We start from the raw sequence: 17,709 nt of genomic DNA, 5'->3' as shown, positions 1-17,709 counted from the left end.
CAGACGTGCGCTAGCTGAACAATGAGGAGAGTGCGTCAATCAGTTGCTTAACGTATTCGGCAGTCTCGCCTGAAAGAGCCGCTACCCCTGCCCATGTCTTAGCCTTCTCCAGAAGCGACCTGCCGTTTGCCTCGCTCTTTTCTTTATCGAAGTCAGCAACAGCCTTTACGACCGCCTCCGCTTCAGGCGACTCCTGACCAGCGGCTATCTTCCGCACCCGCTCAATGTTCTCCCCGAATGACTGATCCGCAAGCATTTGCGATATCTTTTGAGCATACGCATTACCTCCAACTGCGTTTGCACCAATCTGAATGTTGCTGCCCGAGATTTCCTGTTTGTTGCTCACAGACACGCTCCCTATGAAGATATTTCCATTACCCCAGCCGAACATATCATCGGCCCTCGGACTAAGCGCTTCCTTCTCTTTAATCGCCCGATATGCAGGTGTCGAACCGGCAGCATGCAATATGCGAGCTTGTAGAAGGCTTCCGGGCGGCTCCCTGTCGAAGGCGTCCAGAACCACACTCATGTAACTTCCCGACCTATGACTATTTGTAGCCATATGCTCAAGAATGGCTGCTCTTACTTTTGCGTCATTCTCCCGAGAATACCAGTCGGTCATGGTGACGTCCAAGCCATCGTACCAGACATGCCGGAGCCCCAGCGCAAGTCCTTCCCTCGCCCGGCCGTCAGTCTCAGATCGAATGACACCCGAAAGAAAATCCTGACTCTCGATAACGACGGTCTTTTCCTTGGTAAAAAGCCGGTATGACCAGCGGCGGACGTCGACTGGCTTCTGCGCTATTGCGTGAGCCGGAAACGCAAGGTGCTTGAACCCCAAGGCTGGGACGCGATACATGCCGTATATTGAATACTGAGCGACACTACTACTATCGTGTCCGTTCAGCGCTACGAGTTGCCCTGCTTGATCGAATTTCGGATCAAAAATATCACCCTTTACGCGCTCAGTCCCAAAACATATGCATGCCCACTTCAGCTCTATTTCACTTGCTTTCTCTATGTTGATTTTCGGAAAATCTGTTGAGATGCCGCCGCCAGCCGATTCAGAGAAATTGAGAGCCAAAAGAGACAGCTCGTTCTTTGGAATGAGCCCTACCCTGATCGCATCGCTTATCTGATCGGGAGTCGAAACGGCCATGAAAGCTGCGATCACCCATGATGCCGTTTCCAGGTCTGTTGGCGGGCTCTTCAATCTCCCAGCGACGATCTCGTGATCTCTGGGGTCTTTGAACTCCACTATGACCTTTAGAGCCCATCGCTCTAATTCGGTCTGAGCTGAGAATAGGAAACCCCGCACTGTGCGCCTAATATCCGGGGCGCCATCGAAACGATAGCCTTTCTGATATAGTTCGCAAATCCTTATGAGGCCAAGCTTTACGCTGTCCTCTCGATTTGTTTGCAACAAAAGGCGAATTGCTAGTTCTTCATCCTTTGATATTAGGCGCCTTGCTGCTCTCATGATCAATAATTCGATTCAATATTCCCGTCCTAATTAACCGCTGCGATCTTTTCTCAAAGCCGTCGTAGGTATTTAGATGCAGAAGGCAAGACTCCCACCGAACGCCGCCATGCCGTCCTAGACGACGTACCGGGTCAAAACGCTCGGGGCAGGTATATGACATGATAATGTAAACCGCGTTTGGTCTATACTTTCCATCCTGAATTGTAAACCAGCCCCAGTAGTTTATCGAATTCGACTGCTCGGCTTCCTCGATCAGGTCGTCAGAGGCCTGTATCTGCTCCGCCAAAGCTCGCCTGCAAGCCTCGTCAATACCGAAGCTATCAGCAGAGAACAATGATAGATCCGTTTCCGTAAGATATGTAAAAAACCCCAGAGATTTTTCGGCGGGCAGGTCGTCAAGAGTCCGCCCGACGCTTTCGTGGGTCAATATCTCGGAGCCCTTAACAACTATGGTAAAGGCTCTAAAGAATAGAAAATCATGATCATCCCATATGTCCGCCAATATCCTATACTCGGGCTTCCAACTAGCGATTTCTTCTGTCAGTCCATATTTATCGGTAGACCTTACAAATTCCCCATTGGGTATCTGGGGACGTCTAACCGATAATACAGGAAAGTTGCGAAGCTGTTCGGCTCTCCGAGGGGCGGGGAACTCTCGTTTGTAGCTCTCAGGAAGGGTGCTGTCCGATAGCAGCCGACGCAACATGAAACGCCCAGGCTCCGTGCGCACGAAAGCACTCCTTACCCTTCGCAAGAGAATGTCCTCTGCGATCCTTGCGTGAAGGGTTTTGTGCTGAGTCTTTCCGAATAGATGATCAGGCACGACGCGCATTCGATACGCAGCATCCAGCATTTGTCGCGCACTCATTGGTTTGCGCTCTTGTTCTAGGACGCGTTGCGCGATGCTGAGGTATGAGTCCAAGTTAGCTACCCACAGGATAGGTCGCGGCGAACTCGATCATAGTCCCCTCTAAGGTAGATCAGTCAACTCACCTTAGGATAGGAGGCCAACCTTACTGACAGCTTAGGCACTCAATCCCCCATCTTCAGCGCCTGGATAAACGCCTCCTGCGGGATATCCACCTTGCCGAACTGGCGCATCCGCTTCTTGCCCTCTTTCTGCTTGTCGAGCAGCTTGCGCTTGCGGGTCACGTCGCCGCCGTAGCATTTGGCGGTGACGTCCTTGCGCAGGGCCGAGACGGTCTCGCGGGCGATGATGCGGCCGCCTATTGCCGCCTGGATCGGGATCTTGAACAGGTGCTGCGGGATCAGCTCCTTCAGCTTCTCGCACATGGCGCGGCCGCGCTTTTCCGCCGCTGAGCGGTGCACCAGCATGGACAAGGCGTCGACCGGCTCGTCATTGACCAGGATCGACATCTTCACCAGGTCGCCCTCGCGATAGTCTGTCAAATGATAGTCGAAGGAGGCGTAGCCCTTGGAGATCGACTTCAGCCGGTCGTAGAAGTCGAACACCACCTCGTTGAGCGGCAAATCGTATGTCAGCATGGCGCGCTTGCCGACATAGGAGAGATCGGCCTGGATGCCGCGCCTGTCCTGGCAGAGTTTCAGGATGCCACCGAGATAGTCGTCGGGGGTCAGGATGGTGGCGCGGATCCACGGCTCCTCGATCGAGGCGATCTTGACCACGTCGGGCATGTCGGCCGGGTTGTGCAGTTCCTTCACCGTGCCGTCGATGAGATTCATGCGGTAGACGACGGAGGGCGCGGTGGCGATGAGGTCGAGGTTGAACTCGCGCTCCAGCCGTTCCTGGATGATCTCCAGGTGCAGCAGCCCGAGGAAGCCGCAGCGGAAGCCGAAGCCGAGCGCGGCGGAGGTTTCCATCTCGTAGGAGAAGCTGGCGTCGTTGAGGCGCAGCTTGCCGACTGCGGCGCGCAGATCCTCGAAATCGGCGGCGTCGACCGGGAACAGGCCGCAAAACACCACCGGCTGCGCCGGCTTGAAGCCGGGCAGGGCCTTCTGCGTCGGGCGGCGGTCCTCGGTGATGGTGTCGCCGACGCGGGTGTCGGCCACTTCCTTGATCGAGCCGGTGAAGAAGCCGAACTCGCCGGGGCCGAGCTCGTCGACATTGACGCGGGCCGGCTTGAACACGCCGGTGCGCTCGACGAGATACTTTGCGCCCGTGCCCATCATGCGGATGGTCTGGCCCTTCTTCATCACGCCGTCGATGATGCGAACCAGCACGATGACGCCGAGATAGGCGTCGTACCAGCTGTCGACCAGCATGGCCTTCAAGGGTGCGTTGATGTCGCCCTCGCGCGGCGGCGGCAGCTGGTGGACGATCGCCTCCAGCACGTCCGGCACGCCCTGGCCGGTCTTGGCCGAGATCAGCACGGCGTTGGAGGCGTCGAGGCCGATCACCTCCTCCACCTGCTCGCGGATGCGCTCGGGCTCGGCCGCCGGCAGGTCGACCTTGTTCAGCACCACGACGATCTCGTGGTTGTTGTCGATGGCCTGGTAGACATTGGCGAGCGTCTGCGCCTCGACGCCCTGGCTGGCGTCGACCACCAAGAGCGAGCCCTCGCAGGCGGCCAGCGAACGCGACACCTCATAGGCGAAGTCGACATGGCCGGGCGTGTCGATGAGGTTCAGCACATAGTCCTCGCCGTTCCTGGCGCGGTAGTTGAGCCTCACCGTCTGGGCCTTGATGGTGATGCCGCGCTCGCGCTCGATATCCATCGAGTCCAGCACCTGCTCCTTCATGTCGCGCTCCTCCAGCGCGCCGGTGAGCTGGATCAGCCGGTCGGCAAGCGTGGATTTGCCATGGTCGATATGGGCGACGATGGAGAAATTGCGGATGTGGTCGAGGGGCGTCGTCATGCGGCGCGCTTTAGCAGGGGCCGGGTTGAGGGGCAAGCGGCGGGGCTTTTTCCTTCGCCCCGCTCACGGGGAGAAGGTGCCCGAAGGGCGGATGAGGGGTGAGTCCGTCGTGGACGGGTGAGCACATGGCGCGCCTCGGATGAGATCGTCGTCGAGGTGACTCACCCCTCATCCGTCTCGGCGCTGGCGCGCCGATCCACCTTCTCCCCGTAAACGGGGCGAAGGAGCGCTCCCAAAAAGCACTCAAACCCGCTTAAACATTCATGCACCGCTTTAAGGCATGCTTCGCGACCGGATGGTAAACCGGCTCGATGCCGCGATGATGAAGGCCTTAAGCATGCCCAGTTCAGTCCGAAAGTTCAGCCCGGCCGGGGTGGCCGGGGCGGCGAGACGCTTCCTCGCCAACCGCGACGGCTCGATCATGCCGATGATGGTGCTGCTGACGATCCCGCTGGTGACGGCAGTCGGCTTTTCGGTCGACTACACCTCGGCGGTGACGACCCGCAGCGACATGCAGAACGCGCTCGACGCCGCGATCATTTCGATCACCACGCTACCGACGACGACATCGAAGGGCGACCGGCAGACGGCGCTGCAGCAGGCTTATGTGGCCAATAGCGGCCAGGGCACGGCGACGCTCACCAACGTCAATGTCGCCGCCGACGGCTCGGCGACCTTCGCCGCCACGGCCAGCTATCCGATGCCGACCAATTTCATGCAGATCGCCCGCATCAACTCGGTGCAGGTCGGCGTCGCCGCCGCTGTGCGCAAGACGCCGGCGCTGGTGCAGTCCACCTTCAAGGTGACGAAAGTGTCGGGTTACTGGAACAAGACCATGACGCTCTACGGCACCAAGTTCGGCGATACGGTGGCCAAGCCGCTGATGACGATCAGCTACACTTATAATGGTTTCGGCGATCCGAAGGGCTACGGCACGACCACGGTGAGCACCATCAACGGCTCGACCAGCACGGTCGTCCAGCAACAGGACTGCGCGACCAAAACGGTGAAGAACTTCACCAGCCTGCCCACCGGAGCGATCACCCAGACCGACAGCAACGGCAAGAGATATGTGACGACCTGCACCGACACCTTCTACCCCGCCAATGGCACCGGCGCGGTGATCGACGTCAGCCAGATGGACAAGCTCTATCTGGAGATGAAGGTGCCTTCGGGCAATCCAACGACGCTGCGGTCGGACGATCCCGCCACCTCGAACCGGCTCTATATCGGCGCCAGCGCCACCAGCATGCCGGAGGTGGCGACCGGCCAGACCGTCAACATCTTCACCGCCGTGCCCTGCGGCCAGACCGGGTACCAGGCCTGGGAAGACGGCGGCAACGCGGTGCCCGCCGATGTCAGCAACGCCGACTTCTTCTACACCACAACCGGCAAGTGCGACTTCAACCAGCGCCCGTCGGAAACGGTGCTGACGCAGTAGGGCGCGGCGCAGCGCGTTTCACCGTTTCACGGAAACGGTGAAACGCTCCACCTCCTTGTTTTTACGCAATTCCGGACGGAAAACCGCTCACATTTTTCCTTGAATTGCTCTAAAGCGCGTCGCGATCTTTCAGATTCGCTCCATGCGCTTTAGGTTTTTGATTTAACGCATGTCGTTATCCCGAAACCGGTTCCACTTTCGGGAGACATGCTTTAGGCGTTCCCGATCAGCACGCCGGCCCCGAACACCAGCGCGCCGCCCAGCACCACCTGGAAGGCGGCGCGCCAGAACGGCGTCTGCATGTAGCGGTTCTGGATGAAGGCGATCGCCCACAGCTCGAAGAACACCACCACCGCCGCGACGATGGTTGCCGTCCAGAAATAGGGGATGAGGTAAGGCAGCGCGTGGCCGAGCCCGCCCAGCGTCGTCATGATGCCGACGGTCAAGCCTCGCTTGATCGGCGAACCGCGCCCCGAAAGCTTGCCGTCATCGGAGGCCACTTCGGTGAAGCCCATCGAGATGCCGGCGCCGATCGAGGCGGCGAGGCCGACGAGGAAAGTCTGGAATGTCGCATGCGTGGCGAAGGCGGCGGCGAAGATCGGCGCCAGCGTCGACACCGAGCCGTCCATCAATCCGGCCAGCCCCGGCTGCACATAGGTGAGGATGAACTGGCGCTGCTCGGCGCTCGCTTCCTCGGCCTTGACCTCGCCCGGAACGTGGGTTTGCTCCAGTTCATGCGCCGAGCTCTCATGGCCCTGCTCGGCCAAAGCGAGATCGTCGAGCAATTTGCGCGTCGAGGCGTCGGTGGTGCGCTTGGCGGCCTCGACATAGAAGCGGTAGGCCTGCCGCTCCATCTCCTCGGCCTGCCGGCGCACATGCTCGATGCCGAGCGGCCGCACCAGCCAGTCCGGCTTGCGCTCGTAATAGCCCCTCACATGCTCGCGCCGGATCAGCGGAATGCGGTCGCCGAAGCGCTTGCGGTGAAGCTCGATCAGCGCGTCGCGATGGCCGTCCTCCTCCTCGGCCATCGCCTCGAATACCTTGGCCGATTGCGGGAAATCCTGCGCCAGGCCATCGGCATAGGCGCGGTAGATGCGCCCGTCATCCTCCTCGGAGGAGATCGCCAGCGCCAGGATCTCCTGCTCCGACAGCGAATCGAAGGAACGGCGGCCGAAGCCGAAAACACGGGAAAGCATGATGGGATCACTCTAGTTTAGAATGATTCTAAACTATGGTTTCAAGCGCGTGACGTCAATTGCGAAGGCCACGGGCCGCGCGCGAAAATGGATGACCGAACGTGACCCGACCGGCTCTTCATTATTGCCGAATGTTAACCTATATAGAGGCAACAGCCGAAATCGAAGGAGACCAACGCAATGACGGAGAAGAAGCCGCCGCACGCATTCGACGCCAAACCGGTGCTCGATCTCATCGCCAGCATCGAGGCCGACCTGCAGCGCCTGAAGGGCCTGGTCGAAGAACAGCTCGAGAAATTCGATCCGGCCAACCCGCACAACAAGACGCCGGACGGCAAGCTGACCGAGGAGGGTGCTGAGTGCTGCTACCGCATGTTCGACGAAGGCAAGTCGCGCTACACGGTTTCCCAGCAGATGAAGATATCCTTCGCCGCCGCCACCCACCGCTTCAACACCTGGCGCAAGCTCGGCGGCAAGAAGCGGACGCCGACGCTGCTGGGGTGAGAATGCGGTGTGCGGCAAACGGAAAGCCGAAAGGCTCAATCCACGGTGGAGAGGCTGAGCAGTCGCCAATCGCCAAAGTCGGCGCCGCCCCTCGTTGCCCTGCCGGGCATTTCTCCCCGTGAACGGGGAGAAAGAAGCCGGCCGCGATGCTGGCTCCCTCCCCGCAGCGTCGGCGATTGGCGAAAGCAGCGGCGACAGCGCCCTTCTCCCCGTTCACGGGGAGAAGATGGCGGCAGCCAGATGAGGGGCGGCGCCGGCGGAGAAGATAATCCGCCAACCTTGTCTCCATCACATTTTTTCGTTGGCGCGCTGCCTCTATTTGCGTGCACCATGGATGCACTCAGATCACGAGGCCCGCACCATGCTCACACCACCCGGCATCTCCGATATCCGCGTCGCCGCCGAGCGGCTTTCCGGCCTGATCGTCAAGACGCCGCTGATCGAATCGCCCGATCTCAACAGGCGCTATGGCGGCCGCATCCTGTTCAAGCCGGAGACGCTGCAGCGCACCGGTTCCTTCAAGATCCGCGGCGCCTACAACAAATTGTCGACGCTGAGCGAGGAAGAGCGCAGCCGCGGCGTCGTCGCCTTCTCGTCCGGCAACCATGCGCAGGGGGTGGCGGCGTCGGCCGCGATGTTCGGCGTCAAGGCGGTGATCGCCATGCCGGCCGACGCGCCGGCAATGAAAATCGGCAATGTGCGCAAGATGGGCGCCGAGGTGGTGACGTTCGACCGTTTCAAGGAGGATCGCATGACGGTCGTGCGCCCCTATATCGAACAAGGCATGGCGCTGGTGCCGCCCTTCGACGATCCGGCCATCATCGCCGGCCAGGGCACGATCGGGCTGGAATTGATGCGGCAGGCCAAGGCGCTTGGCGTGGCGCTCGACGCCGTCGTCATCCCCTGCGGCGGCGGCGGCCTGTCGAGCGGCATTTCCGTCGCGGTCAAGGACGCCTCGCCGAACACCCAAGTCTGGGCGGTCGAGCCGGAGCATTTCGACGACACGCGCCGCTCGCTGGCCAAGGGCGAGCGCGTTTCGAACGAGCCCGGCCACAGCTCGATCTGCGACGCGCTGCTTACCGCCGAGCCCGGCGCCATCACCTTCGAGATCAACCGCAAAAATCTCGCCGGCGCCATCGCCGTCTCCGACAAGGCGGCGGCGCAGGCGATGCGCGACGCCATGGCTTATCTCAAGCTGGTGGTCGAGCCGGGCGGCTGCGTCGCCTTTGCCGCGCTCTCCTCCGGCGAGATCGACCTCGCCGGCAAAACTGTTGCCGTGGTGCTGTCCGGCGGCAATGTCGATTTCAGCACCTACGCGCAGATCATGGCCGCTTGATCGGCATCTCCCGAATGGGGATGCATCCGCTTCAGAACAGTTGTAAGCTGACCGCGGGCAACTTTGAACCTGGACGGGGACAGCATGAAGAAGACATACGAAAAGCCGCGCTTGTCGAAGCGCGAGAAACTTTCTTCCGTGGTCGCGGCGGCGTGCGCCATTTCGCATCCCTGCGCCTGATCTCTCCAGCGACCGGATCGGCATCCAGCGCCCGATGATTGCCTTCATCGGGCGAGAGGCGTTCAGTCGAGCGTCCGTCTGAACCGCACCAGGGCCACGCCGGCAAACAGCGCCACGAACACCGTCAGCCAGCCGATTTCCGTCGCCACCGCCGGCAGCTCGGCACCCTTCAGCATGACCGCGCGGGTGATGCGCAGGAAATGCGTCAGCGGAAAGATCTCGCCGAAGGTCTGCGCCCAGCCCGGCATGCCGCGATAGGGGAACATGAAGCCGGAGAGCAGCAGCGAGGGGAGGAAGAAGAAGAAGGTCAGCTGCATGGCCTGCATCTGCGAGCGGGCCATGGTCGAGATCGTATAGCCGAGCAGCACCAGCGAAAGCACGAAGACCAGCACCGAGGAGAGCAGCAGCGTCAGGCTGCCGACGAAGGGGATGCCGAACAGGAGCTTCGCCGCCACCAGCACCACCACCACCTGCACGGCGCCGACCACCAGGTAAGGCAGCACCTTGCCCAGCATGATCTCCAGCGGGCTCGAGGGCATGGCCAGAAGGTTTTCCATCGTGCCGCGCTCGGTTTCCCGGGTCAGCGCCATCGCCGTCATCATCACCATGGTCATCTGCAGGATGACGCCGAGCAGGCCGGGCACGATGTTGTATTGCGAGACGCCTTCCGGATTGTAGCGCCGGTGCACGACGACATCGAGCTGGCCGCGCGCCGCTTCCCTGGCCGCGTCCTGGGTGCCCTGGGCTCTGAGCAGCGCCTGGCCGGCAACGGTGCTGAGCGTGGAGATGGCGCCGCTGGCGACGGACGGGTCGGTGGCGTCGGCCTCGATCAGGATCTGCGGATTGTCGCCGCGCTCCACCCGCCGCGCGAAATCGGCGGGAATGGTGACGACGAAGGAGACGTCGCCGCGCGCCATCAGGAACTCGGCTTGCGCCGCACTTTGCGCCACATGGTCGAAGCGGTAGTAGCCGGTGGTCTGCAGCGCCGAGACCATCGCCCGCGTGTAGGGATCGCTGCTGGTCGCCACCAGCGCCGCCGGCAGGCTCTTCGGGTCGTTGTTGATCGCAAAGCCGAACAGCACGAGCTGCATCAGCGGCACGCCCAGCATCATGGCGAAGGTGATGCGGTCGCGCCGCATCTGGATGAACTCCTTGACGAGCAGCGCGCCGAGCCTCGCGAAGGAAAAGACCGCTCCCAGGCCATCTTTCATGTCATGTTGTCCTTCGAGCCGGACATGAACTGGATGAACACATCCTCCAGGCTCGTCTCGCCCGGCGTCACCGTCACGCCCTTGTGCTGCTTCTCGATGTCGGCAAGCGCCTTTTCCAGCGCCGCCTTGTCGGAGCCGACGACATGCAGCGTGGCGCCGAACGGCGCCACCTGGTCGACGCCGGGCCTGCCTTGCAGCGCTTCGGCCACCTGGTCGAGCCGCGGTCCCTGCAACACGAATGTGGTCAGGCCGGCGTTCCTCACCACCTCGTCCACCGTGCCGGTGGCCAGCAGCTTGCCGTAGGAGATGTAGCTGATGCGGTGGCAGCGCTCGGCCTCGTCCATGTAGTGGGTGGAGACCAGCACCGTCAGGCCGCCGCTGGCCAGCCTGTGGATCTCGTCCCAGAACTCGCGCCGCGCCTTCGGGTCGACGCCCGCCGTCGGCTCGTCGAGCAGAAGCAGCTTCGGCTTGTGCATGATGCAGGCAGCGAGTGCCAGCCGCTGCTTCCAGCCGCCGGAAAGCGTGCCGGCGAGCTGGTTGCGGCGGCTCGCCAGGCCGAGCTCTTCCAGCGTCCTCGCCACATATTGCTCGACCGGCTTCAGCCGGTAGAGCCGCGCCACGAATTCGAGGTTCTCGCCGATCGTCAGATCCTCGTAGAACGAGAATTTCTGCGTCATATAGCCGACCTCGCGCTTGATCTTGAGCGCGTCGGTGCGGATGTCGAAGCCCAGCACCGTGCCGTCGCCCTCGTCCGGCGTGAGCAGCCCGCACATGATGCGGATGGTCGTCGTCTTGCCCGAGCCGTTCGGCCCGAGGAAGCCGACGATCTCGCCTTCGGCGACCGTCATCGTCACATGGTCGACGACCGTCTTGTCACCGAAGCGCTTGACCAGCCCGCGGACGTCGATGGCGTTCATTGCCCGATATCCGCGAGATCGACATCGACGATCTGGCCGGGCTGCAACGGCCCGGAATCGCCCTCCGGGCGCGCCTCGACGAGATAGACCAGCTTCTGCCGGTTCTCGAGCGAGTAGATCACCGGCGGCGTGAATTCCGGATCGGGCGAGACATAGCTGACGCGCGCCTTCAGCCCCGCCCCGCAGCCGTCGCAGTGGACGTTGAGCCCGGTGCCGACCTTGACCGACGAGAACGCGCGCTCGGGCACATAGACGCTGAGCTTCACGGCGCCGTCCGGCAGCATCGAGATCACCGGCGCGGTCGGCCCGGCGGTGTCGCCGGGATTGCGGATCACGTCGTTGACGCGTCCGGGCGAGGGCGCCGTCAGCACCCGCTTCGACAGCCGCCACTCAGCCTGCCGCAGGGCCGACTGCGCCTGCTTGACCTGGTTGTCGGCGGCCTTGATGGTTTCCGGCCGCGCCGGCAGGTTGCCGACGGCGAGATTGGCTTCCGCCTGGCCGACCTGGGCATTGGCGGTCTCCAGCGAGGCCGAGGCGGTGTCGTAGTCGGCCTGCGTGCCGGTGCCGCGCTTGTAGAGGTCGCTGGCGCGGTCATATTTGCGCTTGGCGTCGGCGGCCTGGGCTTTCGCCATGTCGACCTGGGCCTTCAACACGGCGATTTCCTCGGGACGCTTGCCGACCTGCAGGTCGGCAAGCTGCGCCTGCGCCTGCGCGAGCGCGGCCTCGGCCTGCGCCACCTCGATCCTGGCGTCGGCATCCTCGAGCGTCGCCACCGCCGCGCCGGTCTCGACGCGGTCGCCGCGCCTCACCGTCACCGTCGCCACCTGGGCCACTTCGATCGGCGCCATCAGCACATATTCGCCCTCGACATAGCCGACGGCCAAAGGTGCCGCCGGCGCACAGGCGCCGAACAGCTGAGCCGCGAGCGGCAACGAACAGAGAAAGCTCATGATTTGCCCTTCTTGCCGGCGGCCGGCCTGCGTGCCGCCAGCATTGCCCGGAGGTTGTCGGTCGTGGCCGCCACCACCTTGGCGGCCTCTTTGTCGCCGATCTCGCGCCAACCCATCCGGCGCATCACCGCTTCGCGGCCGATGCGGAAATAGATGACCTGGCCGATCATGGTGAAAACGGTGAGCCGGGTTGCCTCGCTCTCGGCCGGCTCGCCGGTCGCCTGTTCCCAGATCTGGCACAGCCGCCGGTGTGTCGGCTCGAAAACGCCGGCATAGATGCGGTCGAGCGCGGCGGTCGGGTGCGAGAGCTCGCGAAGTACGAATTGTACGATCTCGCCCGCCTGCGGACTGACGACGACGAAGCCCACCATTCGCTCCAGCGCGGCGAAAAGCTGTGCCCTCGCGGCTTCCGGGCTTGCCGGGGCGGCCGGCTGGGCGCCGCCCAGCGCCTGGCCGGCGATGCCCTGGATGGTTTCGACGATGAAGTCGGCGGCGGCGGCGCGCAGGCCTTCCTTGCCGCCGAAATGATAGGCGATCGAGCCGATGTTGGCCTTGGCTTCCGCCGCGATCTGGCGCGTCGAGGTGCCGTCGAAACCCTGCCGCCCGAACAGCTTGAGCGCCGCGTGCACCAGCGCCGCGCGCGTCTGCTCGGCGGTGGTCGCTTCGCGCTGCTGCCTTTTTGCATTTGGGTGCTTGTCCATGTCCCGATATTTAATCAATCGATTGATTAAAGTCAAATTTGACCTCTGAACCGGCTTGCCTTCCCGGCCCCCACAGGCTTTAGTGCGCGGCCATGGGCAAGGAAGTCGAGCGTAAGTTCCTGGTCTCCAGTTCCGCCTGGCGCGACGAGGTCGAGGCGGAGATCCGCATTCGCCAGTTCTATGTCGCCGCCCAGCCCGGTCGCACAGTGCGCGTGCGCATTTCAGACGGGCGCTCCGCCAAGCTGACGCTGAAGTTCGGCGACAGGGCGCGTGAGCGCGACGAATTCGAATATTCGATCCCGCTTGCCGAGGCCGAGGAATTGATGGCCTTCGCCATCGGACGTGTCATCGAGAAGACACGCCACCATGTTAGACACCGCGGCTATCTCTATGAAGTCGATGTTTTCGGCGGCAAGCTCGCGGGGTTGGTGATCGCGGAGCTGGAGACGCCGGAGGACGTATCCGACGAAATGCTGCCCGACTGGCTCGGTCGCGAGGTCACCGGCGAGTCGAGGTTCTACAACGCGTCGCTGGCCCTCGGGGGGATTCCGGAGATCGCCGCATGAGCTTCCGCATCGATCCGCGCTTGCCGCTGACCGGCGAGGTCAGGCGCATATTGGCCGACGAGATCGGCAAGGCCATCGGCCATCTCGAGACGGCGCGCGAGAAGCCGGAGCAGGGCCTGCACAAATGCCGCAAGCGGCTGAAGAGCGCGCGCGCCTTGCTGCGCCTGGTTCGTTCCGGAGACGAACCGTTCTGCCAGACCGAGAACGAATGCTACAAGCAGGTGTCGGCGCTGCTCGCCGGCCCGCGCGAGGCGACCGCTTTGATCGAAACCGTCGATCGTCTCGCCGATGCCTTTCCGGAACAATCGGCCGGCGGCGGCCTCGATCCCGTGCGCGAACGGCTGGTGCTGCGCCAGCATGAGCTTCACGCCGGCCCGGGCCTCGACGCCGCCATCAATGCGGCAGTAGCCGCCTGCCGGGAAGGCCTGGAGCGCATCGACCGGCTGGCTCTGCCCGACCAGCCGGAGCAGGCGGCCGATATCCTGGCCGACGGCGCCCGCGCCACCTTGCGGCGGGCGAAGAAGGCGCTGGACAAGGCGGAGTCGCGCGGCAAGGACGAGGACTTTCACGACCTGCGCAAGGCGGCCAAGACGCACTCCATGCATTTGTCGCTGCTCGGCCGCTTGTGGCCGACGCCGATCAAGGCGCGCCGCAAGGCGGTCGACAAGCTCGGCGAGCAGCTCGGCGAATTGCACGACGTCTTCGTCATGCGCGCGCTGCTCGACGCCGAGGGCGAGCCGCTCGGCCCAGCCGATGAGACGAAGCTTCTGCGCAAGCTCCTGAAGCGCTCTGAAAAGAGCTTGACCAAGGCCTGCCTCGCCGATGCCGCGGAGCTGTTCGGCGACAGCCCGAAACGCTCGGCCAAAAGGCTCGCCCGCAAGGCGCGCGACGATCTCGCCCCGCCGCAGGAAGAAGCGAAGGCGGCTTAGGCGGCACCTTTACCTTCTCCCCTTCTTGTGGGGTGAGAAGCGGTCCGCGTTAGCGGACGAAAAGCCAATTGCTTGGCTTTTCGAGCTTCGAACGCCCTGAGCCTGCGAAGGGCCGGGCGGTGGCCGAGCGAAGCTCGGACGGATGAAGGGTGCTCCAGCTTGGCCAACGCGCTTATCCAAGGTAGCAATCGCCAACGTCTCACTCCGTTGGAACACCCCTCATCCGTCTCGGCGCTACGCCGGCAACGCCCGTTTCTCCTTCGTCGCCTTTGCGCCCGCATCCCTCGGATGCGGACCGATCGGCATGATCGCCGGAAACGGCGTCGCGCCGAAAGCAAAAGTCCATTTGTAGCCGGTGAGCTGGTCCTCCGGCGTGGTGTGCTGGTCGTGATGGGCAAGCAGCTTGGCGCGTTCGGCGAGCTCGTCGGCCTCGCGGCGAAGCATCTCGGCCGTTTGCGGCCGCATGCGCCTGGAAAAGCTGATGAAGGTCGCGGCCTGCTCCATGTGGCCGATTGCCCAGCCGACGAAGTTCTTGTTGGTTATCTCGAAATGCGGCCTCAGCGGCCCCTCGAAATCCCACTGGATCGGCGTGTCGACCAATAGCCTTGCCGACAGGCCGCGCCCCAGCGCGACCAGCCCGAGCTCCTCGAGGTCGCGCAGATAGAGGAACATCGAAGCCTCGCTCAGGCCTTGCGAGCGCATGATGCCTTCGGGCGTGAATTTCTCCGACAGCATGATGAAGACGAAGAGCAGCGCCGGCCGCGCCGCCAGCCGGCGCTCGATCTCCGGCGCGACGCGGTTGGCCGGTCCCGGTCCGCGATTCATCGCGCCGAGCACGTTCTCCAGCTCGACATCGGCCGCGGCGCAAATCTCCATCAGCCGGTCGAGCTTGCAGTTCTTCTCATGGAAGATGCGCTTCACCGTCGGCTCGGAAACACCCATGCGCTCGGCCAGCGTGCGATAGGTCAGGCCCTTGGCCTTCAGCGTCCGTTTCAGCGCCTCGAAGATCGGACCGTTCATGGACTGCGCCTCATTCGTGCGGTTTGGTATCGGAACGCGATACTAGCTTCATTCCTGCTTTCCGAGAAGTATCGAATTTCCTAGCTCTCCTTCGTCATCACAGGAGAGCACTCATGAAACGTCTGATCGCCTCAACCATCTTCGCCGTTGCGGCCGTGTCGGTCGCGCAGGCCGGCGAGCTCTGGCGCGCCACCGGCTTCGAGCAGCCGGAATCGGCGCTTGTCGACACCGCCCATAACCGCATCGTCGTCTCCAACATCGTCGGCAATCCCGGCGCGGCGGACGGCAATGGTTATCTGTCGCTGCTGTCGATGGACGGCAAGGTCATCGCGCGCCACTGGGTGGACGGCATGGACGCGCCCAAGGGCATGGCGATTTCCGGCGGCAAGCTCTACGCCGCCGACATCACCAAGGTGCGCGTCGTCGATCTCGCCAGCGGCAAGCTGGTCGAGACCATCGACGTGCCGGGCTCTGTCTTTCTCAACGATATGACGCAGGACAAGGCGGGCAAAGTCTATGTCAGCGACATGCTGGCCGACACGATCTACCGCATCGACGGCGACAAGCCGGAGCCGTTCGTCAAGGACCCGTTGCTTGCCTCGCCCAATGGCGTGTTCGCTGATGGCGACAGGCTGATCGTGGCGTCCTGGGGCAAGGGCATCAACAAGGCCGATTTCAGCACCGCCGAGCCCGGCGGGTTGCTTTCGGTCGACCTCGCCACGAAGACGATCACGCCGCTGCCCGGCGCTCAAAACTTCGCCGATCTCGACGGCGTCATCGCCATGGGCGGCACCATCTACGCCACCGCCTACATGACCGGCACGCTCTACAGCTACAAACCAGGCGGCAAGCCGGAAGCGGTAATGCAGTTCAAACCGGGCAGCGCCGATATCGGCACGGACGGCAAGGCGACCATCTTCGTGCCGCTGATGGGCGAGGGCGAGGTCGCGGCGCTGTCTCTGGATTGAGCATGCCGAAGTGAATAGCGGCGCGTTCCTTCACACCCCCTCTGCCCGGGCGGACAGAGGGGGTGTCCCGCCGGCGTTTCGAATTTCGCCGATGGCGATTGGACCGCTATATCAGCGGCGCTGCCATCTGGTTGCGCCGTCCGCTCCGCGATATCCGGCTGCCATGAGCGATGCCGCGAAGACATCCAGCCTGACCGGCGCCGTTTCCCCGACCATCCCCGTGCTCACATGCGCGCTGGCGATTTTCCTGCTGTCCGGCATGGATGCGGCCATGAAGTCGCTAACAATCGCGGTCGGCGTCTACAACACGCTGTTGTGGCGCAGCGTGGTTGCCACGTTGGTCGCGGGGACAGCATGGTCGGCGGGCTCACGTTCGAAGCCGCGCCTTCCGGTGCTGGGCCTGCATGCGCTGCGCGCCGTGATTGTCGGCATCGTCCTGGTCTTGTTCTTCTGGGGTCTGGCCAGGCTGCCGCTCGCCGAGGCGATCGGGCTGAGCTTCGTGGCGCCGCTGTTTGCACTCTTCCTCGCGGCTTTGTTGCTGGGCGAACGCATAAGGCGGCAGGCGATCTGGGCATCGCTGGCCGGCATCGCCGGCGTCGCCATCATCCTGTCCGGGCAGTTCGGGCGGGAAAGCTACTCGCAAGATGCCCTGCTTGGCACGGCCGCGGTGCTCGCATCGACTGTGTTCTATGCCTACAATCTGATCCTCTCCCGGCAGCAGGCGCTGCTGGCCAAGCCGGTCGAGATCATGCTGTTCCAGAACCTTTTCGTTGGGATCATCCTCAGTCTTGCCGCACCCTGGCTCGCGGTTGCGCTGCCGAGCGATCTCTGGCTTCCCCTGGCCGGGGTGGCAATGCTGTCGCTCGCAGGGCAATTCCTGATGAGCTGGTCCTATGCCCGCGCCGAAGCGCAATATCTGATCCCGACCGAATACTCGGCCTTCATCTGGGCGATCGCGCTCGGCTGGTTCTTCTTCGGCGAGAAGCTGGCCTGGACCACGCTGGCCGGCGCATGCCTCATCGTCGCCGGCTGCCTGATCGCCGCGCGCGCCAATCCGAACCTTGCCGAGCCGATCGAAGCGGCGATGTGAAGCAGCATTCCGTTGGGCGGCAAGTTCGGCCGTGATGCCGCTACATCCAAGCCGACCTGGCTCAGCCTTGCGGATTCTGCGCCGCGGCGGCCTTGAGGCGCACGCCCCTGCCGCCGCGCTCGCTGGCCCGGTTCTCGCCGATCAGCTCCACGCCGACATCATCGAGAGCCTGGATGACCTTCATCAGCGTGTCGACCACGCCCCTGACGACACCGTCGCTCGCTTCCATGCGCTGGATCGTCGGAAGCGAGACGCCGGCACGCTCGGCGAGCGTCTTCTGGTCGATGCCGGTCAGTGCCCGCGCGGCGCGCATCTGTGCGGCAGTGATCATCGGCCTGAACCTGTTTCTGAAGATATGAAAGATATATATTTTAAATAT

18 protein-coding genes are annotated in these 17,709 nt (G+C 63.0%); 7 read left to right on the top strand and 11 right to left on the bottom strand.

What is annotated here, in order from left to right:
• Positions 1-10 precede the first annotated feature (10 nt).
• The 3 genes from DPM35_RS19540 to lepA all read right to left on the bottom strand — a co-directional run bounded on the left by DPM35_RS19540 (position 11) and on the right by lepA (position 4,321).
• Entirely contained in the window at positions 11-1,480 is a 1,470-nt protein-coding gene (locus DPM35_RS19540; RefSeq protein ID WP_146767968.1) for a hypothetical protein, read from the bottom strand.
• Positions 1,446-2,405: an HTH domain-containing protein gene (locus tag DPM35_RS19535; protein WP_181592072.1), complete on the bottom strand. Its 960-nt coding sequence runs from the start codon at positions 2,403-2,405 to the stop codon at positions 1,446-1,448. Before DPM35_RS19535 ends, DPM35_RS19540 begins: the two co-directional genes overlap by 35 nt.
• Positions 2,406-2,515: 110 nt before the next feature.
• Positions 2,516-4,321, bottom strand: a complete 1,806-nt coding sequence (gene lepA, locus DPM35_RS19530) for a translation elongation factor 4 (protein WP_042637290.1) — start codon at positions 4,319-4,321, stop codon at positions 2,516-2,518.
• Between the two features lie 337 nt (positions 4,322-4,658).
• Between lepA and DPM35_RS19525 the strand changes: the two genes are divergently transcribed.
• Positions 4,659-5,762 (top strand): TadE/TadG family type IV pilus assembly protein, encoded by a 1,104-nt coding sequence (locus DPM35_RS19525; RefSeq protein WP_112129111.1) that lies wholly within the window; start codon positions 4,659-4,661, stop codon positions 5,760-5,762.
• 212 nt (positions 5,763-5,974) lie between these two features.
• Here the strand turns inward: DPM35_RS19525 and mbfA are convergent, their stop codons facing one another.
• Positions 5,975-6,958, bottom strand: coding sequence for an iron exporter MbfA (mbfA, locus tag DPM35_RS19520; protein WP_112128882.1), 984 nt, complete (start codon positions 6,956-6,958; stop codon positions 5,975-5,977).
• A gap of 180 nt (positions 6,959-7,138) precedes the next feature.
• Between mbfA and DPM35_RS19515 the strand changes: the two genes are divergently transcribed.
• The gene (locus tag DPM35_RS19515) at positions 7,139-7,462 is read left to right on the top strand and encodes a hypothetical protein (RefSeq protein WP_042637293.1); all 324 of its coding nucleotides are present in this window, start codon (positions 7,139-7,141) and stop codon (positions 7,460-7,462) included.
• A 361-nt stretch (positions 7,463-7,823) separates the two neighbouring features.
• Positions 7,824-8,798 carry a threonine/serine dehydratase family protein gene (locus DPM35_RS19510; RefSeq protein ID WP_112128881.1) on the top strand — a complete coding sequence of 325 codons (975 nt, stop codon included), beginning with the start codon at positions 7,824-7,826 and terminating at the stop codon, positions 8,796-8,798.
• Here the strand turns inward: DPM35_RS19510 and DPM35_RS32465 are convergent.
• From DPM35_RS32465 to DPM35_RS19490, 5 genes are all read right to left on the bottom strand, one after another.
• Positions 8,774-8,959 carry a hypothetical protein gene (locus DPM35_RS32465; protein ID WP_181592071.1) on the bottom strand — a complete coding sequence of 62 codons (186 nt, stop codon included), beginning with the start codon at positions 8,957-8,959 and terminating at the stop codon, positions 8,774-8,776. The two genes, DPM35_RS19510 and DPM35_RS32465, sit on opposite strands and share 25 nt — an antisense overlap.
• A gap of 81 nt (positions 8,960-9,040) precedes the next feature.
• On the bottom strand, positions 9,041-10,189 hold the full coding sequence (locus DPM35_RS19505; protein WP_342633676.1) for an ABC transporter permease: 1,149 nt from the start codon (positions 10,187-10,189) through the stop codon (positions 9,041-9,043).
• A complete protein-coding gene (locus DPM35_RS19500) occupies positions 10,186-11,106 on the bottom strand; it encodes an ABC transporter ATP-binding protein (RefSeq protein ID WP_112128880.1) in 921 nt (306 codons plus the stop codon). Before DPM35_RS19500 ends, DPM35_RS19505 begins: the two co-directional genes overlap by 4 nt.
• Positions 11,103-12,056 carry an HlyD family secretion protein gene (locus tag DPM35_RS19495; RefSeq protein WP_112128879.1) on the bottom strand — a complete coding sequence of 318 codons (954 nt, stop codon included), beginning with the start codon at positions 12,054-12,056 and terminating at the stop codon, positions 11,103-11,105. Before DPM35_RS19495 ends, DPM35_RS19500 begins: the two co-directional genes overlap by 4 nt.
• On the bottom strand, positions 12,053-12,757 hold the full coding sequence (locus tag DPM35_RS19490) for a DUF1956 domain-containing protein (RefSeq protein ID WP_112128878.1): 705 nt from the start codon (positions 12,755-12,757) through the stop codon (positions 12,053-12,055). The genes DPM35_RS19495 and DPM35_RS19490 overlap by 4 nt, the downstream gene beginning before the upstream one ends.
• 92 nt (positions 12,758-12,849) lie before the next feature.
• Between DPM35_RS19490 and DPM35_RS19485 the strand changes: the two genes are divergently transcribed.
• Both DPM35_RS19485 and DPM35_RS19480 read left to right on the top strand, forming a co-directional pair.
• On the top strand, positions 12,850-13,323 hold the full coding sequence (locus tag DPM35_RS19485) for a CYTH domain-containing protein (protein ID WP_112128877.1): 474 nt from the start codon (positions 12,850-12,852) through the stop codon (positions 13,321-13,323).
• Complete coding sequence (locus DPM35_RS19480; RefSeq protein WP_112128876.1) at positions 13,320-14,252, top strand: CHAD domain-containing protein; 933 nt, start codon at positions 13,320-13,322, stop codon at positions 14,250-14,252. The genes DPM35_RS19485 and DPM35_RS19480 overlap by 4 nt, the downstream gene beginning before the upstream one ends.
• A 234-nt stretch (positions 14,253-14,486) precedes the next feature.
• On the opposite strand, the gene DPM35_RS19475 is transcribed toward DPM35_RS19480, so the two are convergent.
• Positions 14,487-15,272 (bottom strand): helix-turn-helix domain-containing protein, encoded by a 786-nt coding sequence (locus tag DPM35_RS19475; RefSeq protein ID WP_112128875.1) that lies wholly within the window; start codon positions 15,270-15,272, stop codon positions 14,487-14,489.
• Between the two features lie 113 nt (positions 15,273-15,385).
• On the opposite strand from DPM35_RS19475, the gene DPM35_RS19470 reads away from it, so the two are divergent.
• Together DPM35_RS19470 and DPM35_RS19465 are read left to right on the top strand one after the other, a co-directional pair.
• Positions 15,386-16,240 carry an SMP-30/gluconolactonase/LRE family protein gene (locus tag DPM35_RS19470; RefSeq protein WP_112128874.1) on the top strand — a complete coding sequence of 285 codons (855 nt, stop codon included), beginning with the start codon at positions 15,386-15,388 and terminating at the stop codon, positions 16,238-16,240.
• 163 nt (positions 16,241-16,403) lie between these two features.
• Positions 16,404-17,330: a DMT family transporter gene (locus tag DPM35_RS19465; RefSeq protein WP_112129109.1), complete on the top strand. Its 927-nt coding sequence runs from the start codon at positions 16,404-16,406 to the stop codon at positions 17,328-17,330.
• 61 nt (positions 17,331-17,391) lie between these two features.
• Here the strand turns inward: DPM35_RS19465 and DPM35_RS19460 are convergent, their stop codons facing one another.
• A complete protein-coding gene (locus DPM35_RS19460; protein ID WP_112128873.1) occupies positions 17,392-17,661 on the bottom strand; it encodes a helix-turn-helix domain-containing protein in 270 nt (89 codons plus the stop codon).
• Between the last annotated feature and the right edge of the window lie 48 nt (positions 17,662-17,709).

This window comes from Mesorhizobium atlanticum (genome assembly GCF_003289965.1).
In the GTDB taxonomy this organism is placed as follows: Bacteria; Pseudomonadota; Alphaproteobacteria; order Rhizobiales; family Rhizobiaceae; genus Mesorhizobium; species Mesorhizobium atlanticum.
The sequence above is the reverse complement of the archived record's forward strand: the minus strand, read 5'-3'. Positions and strand labels throughout refer to the sequence as shown.

Coding starts and splice junctions, on each gene's coding strand:
- DPM35_RS19500 (WP_112128880.1), bottom strand. CDS start 11,106: ATGAACGCCATCGACGTCCGCGGGCTGGTCAAGCGCTTCGGTGACAAG.
- lepA (WP_042637290.1), bottom strand. CDS start 4,321: ATGACGACGCCCCTCGACCACATCCGCAATTTCTCCATCGTCGCCCAT.
- DPM35_RS19485 (WP_112128877.1), top strand. CDS start 12,850: ATGGGCAAGGAAGTCGAGCGTAAGTTCCTGGTCTCCAGTTCCGCCTGG.
- DPM35_RS32465 (WP_181592071.1), bottom strand. CDS start 8,959: ATGGCGCACGCCGCCGCGACCACGGAAGAAAGTTTCTCGCGCTTCGAC.
- DPM35_RS19540 (WP_146767968.1), bottom strand. CDS start 1,480: ATGAGAGCAGCAAGGCGCCTAATATCAAAGGATGAAGAACTAGCAATT.
- DPM35_RS19510 (WP_112128881.1), top strand. CDS start 7,824: ATGCTCACACCACCCGGCATCTCCGATATCCGCGTCGCCGCCGAGCGG.
- DPM35_RS19495 (WP_112128879.1), bottom strand. CDS start 12,056: ATGAGCTTTCTCTGTTCGTTGCCGCTCGCGGCTCAGCTGTTCGGCGCC.
- DPM35_RS19490 (WP_112128878.1), bottom strand. CDS start 12,757: ATGGACAAGCACCCAAATGCAAAAAGGCAGCAGCGCGAAGCGACCACC.
- DPM35_RS19505 (WP_342633676.1), bottom strand. CDS start 10,189: ATGAAAGATGGCCTGGGAGCGGTCTTTTCCTTCGCGAGGCTCGGCGCG.
- DPM35_RS19525 (WP_112129111.1), top strand. CDS start 4,659: ATGCCCAGTTCAGTCCGAAAGTTCAGCCCGGCCGGGGTGGCCGGGGCG.
- DPM35_RS19475 (WP_112128875.1), bottom strand. CDS start 15,272: ATGAACGGTCCGATCTTCGAGGCGCTGAAACGGACGCTGAAGGCCAAG.
- DPM35_RS19470 (WP_112128874.1), top strand. CDS start 15,386: ATGAAACGTCTGATCGCCTCAACCATCTTCGCCGTTGCGGCCGTGTCG.
- mbfA (WP_112128882.1), bottom strand. CDS start 6,958: ATGCTTTCCCGTGTTTTCGGCTTCGGCCGCCGTTCCTTCGATTCGCTG.
- DPM35_RS19515 (WP_042637293.1), top strand. CDS start 7,139: ATGACGGAGAAGAAGCCGCCGCACGCATTCGACGCCAAACCGGTGCTC.
- DPM35_RS19480 (WP_112128876.1), top strand. CDS start 13,320: ATGAGCTTCCGCATCGATCCGCGCTTGCCGCTGACCGGCGAGGTCAGG.
- DPM35_RS19460 (WP_112128873.1), bottom strand. CDS start 17,661: ATGATCACTGCCGCACAGATGCGCGCCGCGCGGGCACTGACCGGCATC.
- DPM35_RS19465 (WP_112129109.1), top strand. CDS start 16,404: ATGAGCGATGCCGCGAAGACATCCAGCCTGACCGGCGCCGTTTCCCCG.